Source organism: Streptomyces ziwulingensis (assembly GCF_039542605.1).
Taxonomy (GTDB): Bacteria; Actinomycetota; Actinomycetes; order Streptomycetales; family Streptomycetaceae; genus Streptomyces; species Streptomyces ziwulingensis.
In genome coordinates, this window is the sequence record NZ_BAABIG010000020.1 from 66,201 (window position 1) to 80,118 (window position 13,918).

The window sequence follows — 13,918 nt, forward strand, 5'->3', positions numbered from 1 at the left end:
GAACAGTTTGTTGATTTCCGGCGTGTTGCTGCCTTGTATACGGCCCACGGGCACCGCCCGTCCGCCTACCGGCCGCCCGCCCGCACCGCCGCCAGCAGTGACTCCCAGTCGGGCAGCTTCACCACCCGCCGCCCGAGCGTGGCGCCCAGCGCCGCCTCGGCCCGTTCGATCGCCTGCCAGCCCGTCCACTCGACCGGCTCGACACCCTCGGCGCGCAGCGCGGCCAGCGGGTCGCCGGGCAGGTCCCGGTCGAGGAGCACGGCGGTGTCCGAGAGCAGCGACGCCACGGTCTCCTTCGCGCAGGGGCGGTTGGAGCCGATGACGCCCGTGGGTCCGCGCTTGATCCAGCCCGCCACGTACACACCGGGCACGACGAGGCCCTCGCGGGTGACGCGCCCCGCCAGATGGGGGACCGTGCCGTTCGCCGCGTCGAACGGCAGCCCCTTGAGCGGTACGCCGCGATAACCCACCGACCGCAGTACCGACTGCGCCTCGATCTCCTCGTACCGCCCGGTACCGCGCACCCCGCCGTGCCCGTCCGGCGCCGTCCGCTCGAAGCGCACCGCGCCCACCCGCCCCGCGCGGGCGAGCACCTCGACGGGCCGCAGGAAGAAACGGAGCCGGATCCTGCGCGCCGCCTCCGCCGCCTCCGGAGCTGTCGGTGACACCGCCGCCTCGGCCCACCCGCGCATCACCTCCACGTTCCGCCGCTGCGGTCCGGGCAGTGCGGAGGGGTCCAGGTAACCGGGGTCCAGCGCGGCCTCGGCCGGGTCCACCAGGACGTCGGTGTCCGGCAGGGAGCCCAGCTCCCGCAGTTCCTTGGTGGTGAACCGGGCCTGGGACGGGCCGCGCCGGCCGACCACGTGGATGTCGGCCACCCGGCCGGCGGCCAGTGCCTCCAGCGCCGCCTGCGGGACGTCGGTACCGCTCAGTTCGGCCGGGCGGCGCGCCAGCATCCGGGCCACGTCCACGGCGACGTTGCCCACGCCGATCACGACCACCGACCGGGCGCCGCGCACGTACCCGCCGTCGACCGCGTCCGGATGGGCGCTGTACCAGGACACGAACTCCGTCGCCGACCAGCTCCCCGGCAGGTCCTCGCCCGGTACGCCCAGCCGCCGGTCGGTGGCGGCGCCGACGCAGTACACGACCGCGTGGTACAGCTCCCGCAGCCGGGCGGCGGGCACCCCGCCGGGCCCGACCGGGACGCCGCCGAGGAAGCGCACCCGCTCGTGCTCCAGCACCGGTCGCAGAGTGTCCTGCAGCGACTTGATCTTCTCGTGGTCCGGTGCCACCCCGTACCGCACCAGGCCGTACGGGCACGGCAGGCGGTCCAGGACGTCGACGCGCGCCTGTTCGGCGAACCGGACGAGGCTCTGGGCGGTGTAGCAACCGCTCGGCCCCGAGCCGACGACGGCGACACGCAGCACGGCGGACTCCTTCAGCGGGGGCGGAGACTTCTTCGGCGGGAGCGCGGACCCCTTCGGTGCGGCGGGCGGACTTCCTCGGCGTGGGGTGCCGGGGCCTTCAGCATGGCACCGCTCCGGGTCCGCTGACAGGGTGCCGCACGGGTCCTCGACGCGTGTTCCGTTCGTATGGAGTGTGATCATGCGGTTGGGTTCCGGGTGTGCTCGAAGCATCCTTCGCTCATCGTTCACTCCGGCTTTCCGACCGCTGTCCCGACGAGGGCGAGATGTCCGTGCGGCACGCCTGGGACGTGCGGGAGGGCGACTTCACCACCTCCTGGTACGACGTCCGCCTGGCGTTCGCCGACGGTGCCCGGGTCGACGCGCTCGCGGTGGTGTCGCGGGACCGGGTCTGCCTGGAGGACGTCCGCGCGCAGCCCGCGCTCTCGCTGGACGACCTGAGCGCGCTCGGCGACTGGATCGAGGGGCCGCTCGCCCAGGCGTGCGGTCTGGGCGAGCGGGACGGCGGGCCGTCCGTACTGCGGCACGCCCGGCCCGCCTGGCCGCCCGGCAGGGAGGGGCAGCGGCGCGTCGCGCAGGAGTACCGGGCCGCCCAGGAGCGGGGCGCCGACCCGGTCCTCGCGGTGATGGGCGCGACCGGGCACGGCCGCCGCAGGTCGCTCCGGCTGATCGGGCTGGCCCGCGACGCGGGCCTGCTCGCCCCGCGCCGCGCGCGCCGCGCACCGGGTCAGAGCATCTGACGCATCCGCGTGATCTCGCTCGTCTGCTGGGCGACCACGTCGTCGGCCATCTCCTCGACGCGGATGTTGTTGCCCTGCCCCTTCACGTCCGTGGCCATCGTGATCGCCCCCTCGTGATGGGTGATCATCAGGGTCAGGAAGAGCCGGTCGAACGCCTTCCCCCGGGCCGCGCGCAACTTCTTCAACTGTGCCTCGGTCGCCATCCCGGGCATCGTGGCGTGGTCGTGCCCGCCACCCGGCTCCCGCTCCGGCCTGCCCTGCGTCTTCAGCCAGCCCCGCATCGCGGCGATCTCCGGCCCCTGCGCGGCGGCGATCCGCTCCGCCAGCGCCTCGACCCGGGCCGACTCGGCGCGGTCGGGGACGAGTCCGGTCATCCGCAGCGCCTGGGCGTGGTGCCGGATCATCATCCGCGCGTACGCGAGGTCCGCGGAGTTGGGGGAGTCGTCGTCGGCGCGCTGCTCCTCGGCGTCCTGGGCGGAGAGCGTGCGGTTCGCCTCGCCCGGAGCGCCCGGCGCGATCACCGAGGGGCCCGGTGACCCGGCCGCCTTCGTCTCCTCCCGCGGGCCGGAGTCGCAGGCCCCGAGCCCGAACACGGCCAGGGCGGCGAGCGAGGCCGTGACGAGCGAGGCGCGGGACGCGGGACGGAAGAGCACAACGACCTCCTGGGGCGTGGGGTGCCCCCTCGCGGGGCGAGCGGGGCGACACCTGGTGGGCTTCATGTCCGTCCTAGCACGCCCCCGCACACCCGTGATCAGAAAACTTCATTACGGCTCTGTTGCCCCCCTGTTGGTATGTGCATGGCGAAGACAATACTGCGGGGGTGTGTGAACCGTTCCCACGCGAACGGAACCGAGGGAGGAAGCAGTGACCCTGTTGAACGACCCGAGAACCCGGCGCAGCCGCCTGGGAGTCGCCGCGGCCGCGGCCGGTCTCCTGGCGGCGCTGCTCACCGCCGGGCCGGCGACGGCGACCCCAGACCCCGGGGACGCCCCGACCGCGACCCAGAAGGTCTCCGAGGGCGCCCGGGCCGAGGTGCGCGACGCGATAGCGGACGGCGAGATACCCGGCCAGGACGAGATCGTCCACTCCGACAACATCGAGCACCTCGCCAACATCCCCAAGGACGCGCTCCCGGGCACCAACTCCGACCTGGCCTTCCAGGGGAAGTACGCCTTCGCCGGCAACTACGACGGATTCCGCGTCTTCGACCTGAGCAACCCCCGGGCGCCGAAGACGGTCGCCCAGGTGCTGTGCCCCGGATCGCAGAACGACATCTCCGTCTCCGGCGACCTGCTGTTCCTGTCGACCGACTCCTCGCGCAGCGACGACAGTTGCCAGAGCACCACCCAGCCGGCGACCGAGAAGTCCTCCTGGGAGGGCATGAAGGTCTTCGACATCAGCGACAAGCGGAACCCGAAGTACGTCGCCGCCGTCGAGACGGCCTGCGGTTCGCACACCCACACGCTGGTGCCCGAGCGCCGCAACGTGTACATCTACGTCTCCTCGTACTCGCCGAGCGCCACCTACCCCGACTGCCAGCCGCCGCACGACGGCATCTCGGTCATCAAGGTGCCGCGCCACGCGCCCGAGAAGGCGGCCCTCGTGGGCTTCCCGGTGCTGTTCCCCGGTGAGGGCCCGGACGGCGGCGGCAACCCGGGCGGACCGACCAACCCCGGCGTGTCCAAGACCACCGGCTGCCACGACATCACCGTGCTGCCCTCCGAGGACCTGGCGGCGGGCGCCTGCATGGGCGACGGCCTGCTCTTCTCCCTCAAGGACCCGGAGCACCCGAAGGTCATCGACCGCGTGCAGGACAACGTGAACTTCTCGTTCTGGCACTCGGCGACCTTCAACCAGACGGCGGACAAGGTCGTCTTCACCGACGAGTTGGGCGGCGGCGGCGCGGCCACCTGCAACGCGACGGTCGGCCCGAACCGCGGCGCCGACGGCATCTACGACATCGTCGGCAAGGGCGACAGGCGCGAGCTGGTCTTCCGCGGCTACTTCAAGATCCCGCGCCACCAGGCCGACACGGAGAACTGCGTCGCCCACAACGGCTCGCTGATCCCGGTCAAGGGCAAGGACCTCATGGTCCAGGCGTGGTACCAGGGCGGCATCTCCGTCTGGGACTTCACCCACTCCTCCCGTCCGAAGGAGATCGCCTACTTCGAGCGAGGCCCGCTGTCCACCGAGACGATGGTCACCGGCGGCTCCTGGTCGGCGTACTACTACAACGGCTACATCTACTCCAACGACATCACCAAGGGCTTCGACGTGCTGAAGCTCAGCGACCGGCGCACCGACCCGGCCAAGCGGGTCCGGGTGGACGAGCTGAACGTCCAGACGCAGCCGGACTACTTCGACTGATCCCGCGGCGCGGGTTCGGTCGCGAAGAACCGCGACAGGTCCGGGTCGCACTTCCCGCCGGGCGCCTCGGCGTCCGGCGGGGCGCCCATGTCCCACTCCAGTCCGTAGCGCCGGAACAGTTCGCCGCGCAGCACCGGCACCGGCATCGGCGCCCCGGGCATCAGGGCGGCGTAGACGGCGCCCATGAGCAGGGCCCGCAGCACCGGGTAGTCGCGGTCGACGTCCCGCGAGCCGTGCCGGGCGACGGTGTCCCGCAGCAGTTCGGCCAGCCGCCGCTGCTCCGGACACGGCAGGAAGCCCTCGGCCTGGAGCAGGCTCGCCATGTGCTGGCGCATCAGCAACGGCCGGTCCCGGGCGAGTCCGAGGATCGCGTCGATCGCCCGCGCCGTCCGCTCCCGCCCGTCCGCGGTCCGCGGCTCGCGCTCCAGTGCCTCCTCCAGCGTCCGGTGCATCAGCCGGTGCACGGCGGACTGCACGAGCTGACGCTTGCCGGGGAAGTAGTACGACACGAGCCCGCGGGCGGAGCCCGCCCGGTCGGCGATGTCCCCGAGCGTCGTCGCCTCGTAACCCCGCTCGCCGACCAGCTCCACGGCCGCCTGCAGCAGCCGCTCCTGCGAACGCCGGCGCAACTCTTCATTGACCGAGGCGCTTCGTGGCGGCATCCTGTAACTCCTGGGTTGACTGGCTGCCAGCCAACTATACTCAGTACGTCCGGACCGCCCCTCCATGGGCACGGTCCGGCTGCCGTCCGTATCGGGCGACGCGGGGGATCGTCCGATACGGACGGCTTTTCCGTGCGATGGTTGCCTGAGGCTATGGGTAAGGCGACCGCTCCCTGCTCGCTCGCGGGCCACCACACGAGCCGGCACCGGCGTCCGCCCAGGGGTGTCCGGGCGGCCTCTTCACGAGGCGGCGGCCGTCGGCGGGGGCCCCGGCCGCCATCGCCGGTGGGCGAGTACCGCCAGCGAGACCGTCAGCGCGCCCAGCAGCCAGCCGCCGACGACGTCGGTGGGCCAGTGGACGCCCAGCCAGATCCGGGTGACGCCGACGCCGACCACGGAGACCGCGGCCAGGATCCAGGCGGTCAGGCGGGCGGCGTACGGCGCGCCGTAGCCGTACAGAAGCCACAGCAGCAGTCCCGAGACGAGGGTCGCGGTCATGGCGTGGCCCGACGGGAAGGCCGCGTAGTGGGCGCTGTCCACCGGGTCGGGCCAGACCGGGCGGGCGCGGCCCACCGCGCTCTTCAGCCCCTGCTGCACCAGTGAGCCCAGCACGCACACCACCGCCAGCCACCCGGCCGTCCACCAGGCGCTGTACCGCACCCCCAGCCACACCGCCACCGCGGCGCACAGCAGGCGCATCGTCCACGGGTCCCACACCCAGTCGGTCAGGACGCGGAAGGTCTGGGTCAGGCCCCGTTCCGCGACCGCCCAGCGGTGCGTGGTGCGGGAGATGTCCTCGTCGAGGGCGGTCAGCGGCCGCCACTCGGCGGCGACGAGGAAGATCAGCAGCACCGAGCAGAGCGCCAGGATCCAGGCGGCGCCGAGCACGGTGCGCGACCGCGGCGGACGGGGCGGGGAGTCGAGGGACGGGGTCTGCATGGTGCGATCCTCGCCGACGCGGCGCTCATCGGGCCAATCCCGCCGGGCGGGGCCGCTCACATGGCGAGCAGCATCGCCAGCATCGCCAGGCCCATCGACAGCCGGCAGGCCCGCGCCAGCTCCGGCCGGTCGCCCCACCCGGCGGCCGCGGGACCGCCCGCGGCCGCCCCCACCGGCACCAGGCGCACGCCCGCCAGCAGCACGTACCCGGTGAAGTAGAGCAGCAGGGCGCCGGTGAGCAGCGGGACGCCCGGCCCGCCGTGACCGTGACCCTGACCGGGCCCCTGGCCCTGGACCTGGCCCTGGCCGGTGGCGGCGGCCATCGCGAGCGACATGTAGACCATCGCCCCGGCGCCGACCAGATGGTGCAGATGGTGACGGCCGCGCCCGCCGCCGCGGACGGCCCACAGGGACCGCAGCCCGGCCGCGCCGAACAGCGCGGCGTACCCGGACCAGATCCACCCCGGCGGGGTGAAGACGGCTGCGGGCACGGCCATCGCCGCCATGCCGAAGCCCATGAGCGCCTCGCCGCCCGCCGCGCGGCGCTGCTCCTCGACCCGGCTGCGCATCCGCAGCAGACAGTAGGCGCCGGTCGCCGCGCACAGCGCGACCAGCAGCCAGCCGGACGACGCCGGTCCGTGCACACGCACCTCCCCGTCGGACGGTCGGTCAGGGCATGCCCGGCCCGGGTGGCGCGCACGCGAGCGCAAGGGGGTATCAGAGGAGCATTCGGCGGAGCGTGACGCGACGGCGCTGGTCACCGAGATGTTCCTGCTCGGAGAGGTCAGTGTTTTACAGGTAAAACACCTGTTAAAGTATAGGGATGAGCAGTGCGCCCCCCACTCCCCACAGCAGCCGCCGCCTCCCCCTGGCGGGCGTACTGCGCGCCCGCCGGCCCTCCGACATCTGGTTCAAGCCCGCGCTCAGCTCGGTCGCGGCGGTCGCACCCCCCAACCTCACCCTCCTGGCCCTCGGCCGCCTCGACCTGGCGATGTACACCATGGCCGGGTCCATGTGCGCGCTCTACGCCCACAACCGCCCCTACGCCGCCCGCGCCCGCACCCTGCTCCGGGTGGTGCTCGGCATGGTCGGCGGGCTCGCCGTGGCCCTGGTCACCGCGTCGCTCACGCGCGACGCCGTCGTCCTGGTGGCCGTCGGCGCCCTGCTCGCCGCCGCGCAGAAGGTGCTGAGCGACGCCACCCGGCTCGGCCCCCCGGGCAACGTCGTCCTCACCTTCATCACCTCCGCCGCCCTCTTCGTGCCCCAGACCCTCGGCCAGGTCCCCGGCCACCTCGGGCTCGCGCTCGTCGCGGGCGCCTGGGCCTGGATCGTCGGCATGGCCCCCGGCCTCCTGCGCCCGCACGGCCCCGAACGCCGCGCCACCGCCGGTGCCCTGAACGCCGCCGCCGCGTACGCCGCCACCCGCGGCGTCGGCGAGGGCCGCACCGCGGCCCGCTCCGCCGGTTACGCCGCCGTCCAGGCCGCCTGGCAGTGCCTGCTGTCGCTGCCGGCGACCGGCGCCCGCGCCACCACCCGGCGCGCCCTGGAACGCCTCGTCATCCGCGCCGAAGTCGCCCTCGCCGCGCCCGCCGACGCCGACCCGGAGCGGCTGCGCGGCTGGGCCCGCGACCTGCGCGGCACCGGCCCCCTCCCGCACACCGGGAACGGCCCCGGCGGCGGTGGCGACGACGAACTCCTCGGCCTGGAGACCGAGCTGGCCGCCCGGCCCCGGCCGCTGTGGCGGCGCCTCGGCCCGCTCGCCCCCATCGGCCTGCGCACCGCCCTCGGCTGCGCCCTCGCCGGTTACGCCTCGCTCGCCCTCGGTATCGGCCGCCCCTACTGGGCCCTGGTCACCGCCGCGGCCCTCTACCAGGCCAACCTGACCCTCACCTGGAGCCGGACCGTCCAGCGTGTCGTCGGCAACATCGCCGGAGTCCTGGTGTTCGCCGCCCTCGCCCCGGTCGCCCACCTCCACCAGGCGTTCCTCGTCGTGTTCTGCCTCGCCTGCGGCTTCGGCGCCGAGGCGCTCATCAGCCGCAACTACTGGCTCGGCAGCGTCTGCGTCACCCCGATGGCACTGCTCATCAGCGAGTTCGCCCGCTACCAGGACCCCGCCGAGCTGATCACCGAGCGGGTGGTGGACACCCTCGTCGGCGCCGTCGTCGGCTTCCTGGCCGCGGCCGCCGTCACCAACCGGCGTACCGCCTCCCGCGTCGAGGAGACCCTCGCCGCCGCGGACCGCGCCCGCGAGGACGCCGCCCGCCTGCTGGCCCGGCCCGCTCCAGGCCCCGCCGCCCTGGACACCGCCCGGCGCGCCCTCGCCGCCGCCCTGACCGACCTTCGGGTCACGGCGGACGCCGCGGCCGGCGAGTGGTGGCAGCGGTCCCTGCCCCAGGAGAGGGTCGTGCTCGCCGAGCAGGCGGGACACCGTACGCTCGCCGCTACCGTGCGCCGCCGGACAGCGGACGCGGACCAGGATCAAGACATGGGCACGACAACGGAGGACGTACGGCCATGACGGCAACCGACCGGCCCTCGGCGACCCAAGGCGACGCGACGGAGGTGGCCGGGGGCGACACCGTCGCCGGGGTCGTCCGCCAGTGGCGGGCCGTCCACCCCGACCTGGACACCGGCCCCATGGAGATCATCGGCCGTATCACCCGCTGCGCCGCTCTCCTCCAGCAGGCCGAGGACGCGCCGCTGCGCCGGGCCGGGCTCAGCCGCCCCGAGTTCGACCTGCTCGGCGCGTTGCGCCGCACAGGTCACGAGCTGACGCCCGGGGAGCTGGCCCGCGAGACCTTCTCCTCGGGCGCCGCCGTCACCAAGCGCCTCAAGCAGCTCTCCGGGCGCGGGCTGGTGGACCGGCGCGGCGACACCCGGGACCGCCGCGTCGCCCATGTCCGCCTCACCGACGCGGGCCGCGACCTGGTCGACGGCATCCTCCCGGAGCAGCTCGCCTACGAGGCCGCCGCGCTCTCCGGGCTCCGGTCGCCCGAGCGGGAGGACCTCGCCGCCCTGCTCGGCGGCCTGCTGGTCCAGTTGGAGGGCCGCCTGAGCGCGCCCCGCGCGTGACAGCGCGGCCCGGACGCCTGCCTGCCGGGTGCCTGTCAGATACCCGGCCGGTAGCGCAGCGGATGGTCCGCGGGCACCTCCACCAGCACGATCGGCGTGCCGTCCGGGTCCTCGATCCACATCTCCACCAGTCCCCACGGTTCCCTGACCGGCTCCCGGGCGATGTCCACGCCCTTGGCCCGCAGCTCCTCATGGGCCGCCGCCACGTCCTCGACCTGCATCCAGAGCCTGAGGCCCGGGGCCGGCGCGCTCCCGGCGCGGCCGGAGACCTCCAGGAAGCCGCCGCCGAGGAAGTACACCGTGCCGCGTTCCGGGCCGGTGCCGAACTCGCGCTGGACGGCGAGGCCGAGCTGTTCGCCGTAGAAGGCGCGGGACCGGTCGGGGTCGGTGGGGCGGAGCAGGGTCCTGCCGCTGAGTACATGCACCATGCGTCCGGAGCCTAACGGCAGCGGGGTTAGGCTCGACGACGCCCTCGCCGCACCGGCGAGGCCGCAGAAACCGCAGAAACCGCAGAAACCACAGAAGGGGAGATCCGCTCCATGGAGACCGCCGCCGACCGGACCACCGGCACCGCCGTGAAGGCGGCCGGGACCGCCGACCTGGCCTTCCGGGACGCCACCGAGGCCGATGTCGACGCGCTGGTCGCGCTGGTGGAGTCGGCGTACCGGGGCGATGCCAGCCGGGTCGGGTGGACCACCGAGGCGGACATCCTCCAGGGGCAGCGGACCGACCCCGAGGGCGTGGCGGAGGTCGTGAACGCGCCGGACGGCAAGCTGCTGGTGGTCGAGCGGGAGGGCCGGATCGTCGCCTGCTGCCAGGTGGAGCACCGCGGCGACCACGCCTACTTCGGCATGTTCGCGGTCCGCCCCGCCCTCCAGGGCGCCGGTCTCGGCAAGCGGATCATCGCCGAGGCGGAACGGCAGGCCCGCGAGGTCTGGGGCGCCACGGAGATGCGCATGACGGTGATCTCCGTCCGCGAGGACCTCATCGCCTGGTACGAGCGCCGCGGCTACCGCCGTACCGGCGAGACCACTCCGTTCCCGTACGGGGACGAGCGCTTCGGCATCCCGCAGCGCGCCGACCTCCGCTTCGAACTGCTGGTCAAGCCGCTGGTCAAGCCGCTGGTCGAACTGCTCGTCGAGCCGCCGGCCGAGCCGTCGCTCTGAGTCCGCCGCCGGGCCGGGTCTCCGGCCGCGCAGCGGCCGGTGCGCTCGATCTGCGGATGACGGCGAGGGCGCCGTCCCCGCTCAGGTGCGGGTCCGGTTCCTCACACCCGGGCGACGCGCCCCTTCCCGGTGTCCCGGTGTCCCGGTGTCCCGGTGTCCCGCAGGAAAAAGCTCGGTGAAGCTGAGGTGCGGCAGGATAATCTCCCGAGGGTGCCCTTGCTAGGAGGAAGCTCGTACCTCTACGGTGTTCTGACGCGCGGTTCTCCTGTGGAGGATGGAACATGACGGAAATTCTTGAGCAGGCGGCTTCGGGGAGAAACGATTCTTCGGAGGGCGGGGTGGTGAATCACCCCGCGTGGTCCGTGCTCAAGGACGCCGTGGAGCGGATCCGGCCCTGGCAGTCCAAGGACGGGTCGATCGACTTCGACGCCGAGGGCGCCCCGGAGCCCGCCGCCGCCGAGGCGGCCGTGCGCCGCGTGGCGCGGAGCGTGCGGGAGCTGTCCCCGCTGCTGCCGCACGACCGCGCCTACCACGAGGCGCTCGTCGCCGACCTCGCCCGCTGGGCCGACGGCGGCTTCGCGGTTCCCGACTTCCTCGACTCGCTGCTCGCCTTCCAGCCCGCCGCACACCGCGCCGACGGCCTGGAGCACCTGGTCGTCTTCCCGATGTACACGCAGAACGGCAACCCGGACCGCAACCTCGAAGCGGTCGCCCTGCGCATGGTCTGGCCCGAGTGGCTGGCCGAGCTGGAACGCACCCGCTACGACAACCCGCTCTTCTGCGGCATCACCTTCGAGGACTTCACCTCGGGCTACGACACCAACTCCGCCGTCCTCTTCCCGGAGACCATCGCCGTGCGCGAGGCTCCCGAGCGCTTCTCCTGGGGCGGCATCTTCTGCGACCGCGAGGCCGCCCGCTTCCGCCGGGTGACCGCCGCCGCCGTCGACGTACTGGGCCTGGAGCTGCCCGCGGACGTGGCCGCGATGGTCGACGACCAGAAACGGTGCGAGGAGGCGTTCGTGCTCTGGGACATGGTCCACGACCGCACCCACAGCCACGGCGACCTGCCCTTCGACCCGTTCATGATCAAGCAGCGCCAGCCGTTCTGGATGTACGGCCTGGAGGAGCTGCGCTGCGATCTCACCGCCTTCAGGGAGGCCGTCGCACTCGCGGACGAGGGTGTGCAGCAGGCCCGTGACGTACAGGTCGCGGTGGTCTTCGACCGCATGTTCCGCTTCCCGGTCACCGGCGAGCGGGTCCGCAACTACGACGGTCTCGGCGGCCAGCTCCTCTTCGCCCACCTGCACCGGCACGACGTGGTCCGCTGGACCGACAACCGCCTCTCGCTCGACTGGGACCGTGTCCCGCAGGTCACCAACGAGCTGTGCGCGCAGATCGAGAAGCTCTACCGGGACGGCATCGACCGCCCCAAGCTCGTGCACTGGTTCGCCGGGTACGAACTGGTCTCGTCGTACCTCGCCCCGCACCCCGGCTCGAAGTGGGCCAAGGGCCCCGACGCCCTCGACCTGACCCTGCCCCCGCGCAAACTCGTGGACGACGTGCTGCCGGACGAATTTCCGCTGAGCATGTTCTACGAGGCACTGTCCAAGAAACTGCGGAAAGTGATCGCCTCGACCCGGGGCATCACCAGGGACGGCGCCGGGCGGGTCGCCGCGTGAGCGGCGTCCGCGCGGACGAGACCGGGGAGGCCAGGACCATGGGGAACGGAACACTCGACGGTGCGGTGATCGCGGTGGCCGGAGCGGGCGGACCCGCCGGCCGGGCCGCGCTGCTGCGGCTGGCCGAGGCCGGCGCCGTCGTCGTCGGCTCCGACAACGACCCGCAGCGGCTCGCCGAGGCCGTGGACGCGGCGCGCTACGCGCACGGCGGCGCCACCGTCGTCGGCGAGCCCGTCGACCTGCTGGACCTCGCCTCCGCCCGCCGCTGGGCCGACGGCATCGAGGAGGAGTACGGCCGTGTCGACGGTCTGGTCCACCTCGTCGGCGGCTGGCGCGGCAGCGAGACCTTCACCAAGACGGACCTGGACGACTGGGAGGTGCTGGAGCGGCTGCTGATCCGGACCGTCCAGCACACCTCCCTCGCCTTCCACGAGGCGCTCCAGCGCAGCGACCGCGGCCGGTACGTCCTGATCAGCGCGGCCGGCGCGACCCGGCCCACCGCGGGCAACGCGGCGTACTCCGCCGCCAAGGCCGCCGCCGAGGCCTGGACCCTCGCCATGGCCGACTGGTTCCGCAAGGCGGGGGGCGAACAGGGCCCGACCTCGGCGGCTGCGATCCTGGTGGTGAAGGCGTTGGTGCACGACGCGATGCGCGCCGAGCGCCCCAACGCGAAGTTCGCGGGCTTCACGGACGTCAAGGACCTCGCCGAGGCGGTCGCCGGAGTCTGGGAGAAGCCCGCCGCGGAAGTGAACGGAAACCGTCTGTGGCTGACCGAGAAGCCGTGAACCCCACCGGCACCGCTTTCACGCAGGCGCGCCGCCACCACGACCCGGAAGTCCGCGGCTTCGCCAGCGACAACTACGCCGGCGCCCATCCGGAGGTGCTCGCCGCCTTGGCCCTGGCCAACGGCGGGCACCAGGTCGCGTACGGCGAGGACGACTACACGCAGAACCTCCAGGCGGTGATCCGCAGCCACTTCGGGTCGACGGCCGAGGCGTTCCCGGTCTTCAACGGCACCGGCGCCAACGTCGTCGCGCTGCAGGCGGTCACCGACCGCTGGGGCGCGGTGATCTGCGCCGAGAGCGCGCACATCAACGTCGACGAGGGCGGCGCCCCCGAGCGCGTGGGCGGCCTCAAACTACTCACCGTGCCCACTCCCGACGGCAAGCTCACCCCCGAACTGATCGACCGGCAGGCGTACGGCTGGGAGGACGAGCACCGGGCCATGCCCCAGGCCGTCTCGATCACCCAGAGCACCGAACTGGGCACGCTCTACACGCCCGACGAGATCCGGGCGATCTGCGACCACGCGCACGAGCGCGGTATGCGGGTGCACCTGGACGGTTCCCGGATAGCCAATGCCGCCGCCTCCCTCGACGTCCCCATGCGCACCTTCACCAACGCGGTCGGCGTCGATCTCCTCTCGCTCGGCGGCACGAAGAACGGCGCCCTGTTCGGCGAGGCCGTCGTCATCCTGAACCAGGACGCGGTCCGGCACATGAAGCACCTGCGCAAGCTGTCGATGCAGCTCGCCAGCAAGATGCGGTTCGTGTCGGTGCAACTGGAGGCGCTGCTCGCCAAGGACCTGTGGCTGCGCAACGCCCGGCACGGCAACGAGATGGCCCAGCGCCTGGCCGAGGGCGTACGCGCGGTGCACGGCGTGGAGATCCGCCACCCGGTGCAGGCCAACGCGGTCTTCGCCCGGCTGCCGCACGAGGTGAGCGAGCGGCTGCGGAAGCGGTTCCGCTTCTACTTCTGGGACGAGGCGGCGGGTGACGTCCGCTGGATGTGCGCCTTCGACACCACCGAGGACGATGTGGACGCCTTCGTCGCCGCGCTCAAGGAGGAGATGGCCCGTTAGTCGCG

The 13,918-nt window shown here is 73.1% G+C and carries 14 protein-coding genes; 8 read left to right on the forward strand and 6 right to left on the reverse strand.

Annotated features, from left to right (window positions below; genetic code table 11):
* Window positions 1–65: 65 nt before the first annotated feature.
* Window positions 66–1,430 carry an FAD-dependent oxidoreductase gene (locus ABEB00_RS10320; RefSeq protein WP_345618944.1) on the reverse strand — a complete coding sequence of 455 codons (1,365 nt, stop codon included), beginning with the start codon at window positions 1,428–1,430 and terminating at the stop codon, window positions 66–68.
* A 263-nt stretch (window positions 1,431–1,693) separates the two neighbouring features.
* Here ABEB00_RS10320 and ABEB00_RS10325 point away from each other — a divergent pair, with 263 nt between their 5' ends.
* Window positions 1,694–2,167, forward strand: coding sequence for a DUF6214 family protein (locus ABEB00_RS10325; RefSeq protein WP_345618945.1), 474 nt, complete (start codon window positions 1,694–1,696; stop codon window positions 2,165–2,167).
* On the opposite strand, the gene ABEB00_RS10330 is transcribed toward ABEB00_RS10325, so the two are convergent.
* Window positions 2,155–2,820, reverse strand: coding sequence for a DUF305 domain-containing protein (locus ABEB00_RS10330; RefSeq protein ID WP_345618947.1), 666 nt, complete (start codon window positions 2,818–2,820; stop codon window positions 2,155–2,157). The genes ABEB00_RS10325 and ABEB00_RS10330 overlap by 13 nt on opposite strands.
* A gap of 211 nt (window positions 2,821–3,031) precedes the next feature.
* Here ABEB00_RS10330 and ABEB00_RS10335 point away from each other — a divergent pair, with 211 nt between their 5' ends.
* Window positions 3,032–4,534, forward strand: a complete 1,503-nt coding sequence (locus ABEB00_RS10335) for an LVIVD repeat-containing protein (RefSeq protein ID WP_345618949.1) — start codon at window positions 3,032–3,034, stop codon at window positions 4,532–4,534.
* On the opposite strand, the gene ABEB00_RS10340 is transcribed toward ABEB00_RS10335, so the two are convergent.
* From ABEB00_RS10340 to ABEB00_RS10350, 3 genes are all read right to left on the reverse strand, one after another.
* On the reverse strand, window positions 4,522–5,196 hold the full coding sequence (locus tag ABEB00_RS10340; RefSeq protein ID WP_345618951.1) for a TetR/AcrR family transcriptional regulator: 675 nt from the start codon (window positions 5,194–5,196) through the stop codon (window positions 4,522–4,524). The genes ABEB00_RS10335 and ABEB00_RS10340 overlap by 13 nt on opposite strands.
* A gap of 240 nt (window positions 5,197–5,436) precedes the next feature.
* Window positions 5,437–6,135, reverse strand: a complete 699-nt coding sequence (locus tag ABEB00_RS10345) for a phosphatase PAP2 family protein (protein WP_345618953.1) — start codon at window positions 6,133–6,135, stop codon at window positions 5,437–5,439.
* Window positions 6,136–6,191: 56 nt separating this feature from the next.
* Window positions 6,192–6,779, reverse strand: a complete 588-nt coding sequence (locus ABEB00_RS10350) for a DUF5134 domain-containing protein (RefSeq protein WP_345618955.1) — start codon at window positions 6,777–6,779, stop codon at window positions 6,192–6,194.
* Window positions 6,780–6,958: 179 nt separating this feature from the next.
* On the opposite strand from ABEB00_RS10350, the gene ABEB00_RS10355 reads away from it, so the two are divergent.
* Together ABEB00_RS10355 and ABEB00_RS10360 are read left to right on the forward strand one after the other, a co-directional pair.
* The gene (locus ABEB00_RS10355; RefSeq protein WP_345618957.1) at window positions 6,959–8,653 is read left to right on the forward strand and encodes an FUSC family protein; all 1,695 of its coding nucleotides are present in this window, start codon (window positions 6,959–6,961) and stop codon (window positions 8,651–8,653) included.
* Window positions 8,650–9,207, forward strand: a complete 558-nt coding sequence (locus ABEB00_RS10360) for a MarR family winged helix-turn-helix transcriptional regulator (RefSeq protein ID WP_345618959.1) — start codon at window positions 8,650–8,652, stop codon at window positions 9,205–9,207. Before ABEB00_RS10355 ends, ABEB00_RS10360 begins: the two co-directional genes overlap by 4 nt.
* A gap of 35 nt (window positions 9,208–9,242) precedes the next feature.
* On the opposite strand, the gene ABEB00_RS10365 is transcribed toward ABEB00_RS10360, so the two are convergent.
* Entirely contained in the window at window positions 9,243–9,635 is a 393-nt protein-coding gene (locus tag ABEB00_RS10365) for a VOC family protein (protein WP_345618960.1), read from the reverse strand.
* 111 nt (window positions 9,636–9,746) lie between these two features.
* On the opposite strand from ABEB00_RS10365, the gene ABEB00_RS10370 reads away from it, so the two are divergent.
* From ABEB00_RS10370 to ABEB00_RS10385, 4 genes are all read left to right on the forward strand, one after another.
* On the forward strand, window positions 9,747–10,373 hold the full coding sequence (locus ABEB00_RS10370) for a GNAT family N-acetyltransferase (RefSeq protein WP_345618962.1): 627 nt from the start codon (window positions 9,747–9,749) through the stop codon (window positions 10,371–10,373).
* 281 nt (window positions 10,374–10,654) lie between these two features.
* Complete coding sequence (locus ABEB00_RS10375) at window positions 10,655–12,052, forward strand: DUF6421 family protein (protein WP_345618964.1); 1,398 nt, start codon at window positions 10,655–10,657, stop codon at window positions 12,050–12,052.
* 38 nt (window positions 12,053–12,090) lie between these two features.
* Window positions 12,091–12,837, forward strand: coding sequence for an SDR family NAD(P)-dependent oxidoreductase (locus ABEB00_RS10380; RefSeq protein WP_345618965.1), 747 nt, complete (start codon window positions 12,091–12,093; stop codon window positions 12,835–12,837).
* Window positions 12,834–13,913, forward strand: coding sequence for a threonine aldolase family protein (locus ABEB00_RS10385; RefSeq protein WP_345618997.1), 1,080 nt, complete (start codon window positions 12,834–12,836; stop codon window positions 13,911–13,913). The genes ABEB00_RS10380 and ABEB00_RS10385 overlap by 4 nt, the downstream gene beginning before the upstream one ends.
* Window positions 13,914–13,918 lie beyond the last annotated feature (5 nt).

Bases quoted from the DNA above. Each gene is read 5' to 3' on its own strand.
- ABEB00_RS10325 (WP_345618945.1), top strand. From the start codon at position 1,694: ATGTCCGTGCGGCACGCCTGGGACGTGCGGGAGGGCGACTTCACCACC.
- ABEB00_RS10340 (WP_345618951.1), bottom strand. From the start codon at position 5,196: ATGCCGCCACGAAGCGCCTCGGTCAATGAAGAGTTGCGCCGGCGTTCG.
- ABEB00_RS10365 (WP_345618960.1), bottom strand. From the start codon at position 9,635: ATGGTGCATGTACTCAGCGGCAGGACCCTGCTCCGCCCCACCGACCCC.
- ABEB00_RS10375 (WP_345618964.1), top strand. From the start codon at position 10,655: ATGACGGAAATTCTTGAGCAGGCGGCTTCGGGGAGAAACGATTCTTCG.
- ABEB00_RS10355 (WP_345618957.1), top strand. From the start codon at position 6,959: ATGAGCAGTGCGCCCCCCACTCCCCACAGCAGCCGCCGCCTCCCCCTG.
- ABEB00_RS10360 (WP_345618959.1), top strand. From the start codon at position 8,650: ATGACGGCAACCGACCGGCCCTCGGCGACCCAAGGCGACGCGACGGAG.
- ABEB00_RS10370 (WP_345618962.1), top strand. From the start codon at position 9,747: ATGGAGACCGCCGCCGACCGGACCACCGGCACCGCCGTGAAGGCGGCC.
- ABEB00_RS10380 (WP_345618965.1), top strand. From the start codon at position 12,091: ATGGGGAACGGAACACTCGACGGTGCGGTGATCGCGGTGGCCGGAGCG.
- ABEB00_RS10345 (WP_345618953.1), bottom strand. From the start codon at position 6,135: ATGCAGACCCCGTCCCTCGACTCCCCGCCCCGTCCGCCGCGGTCGCGC.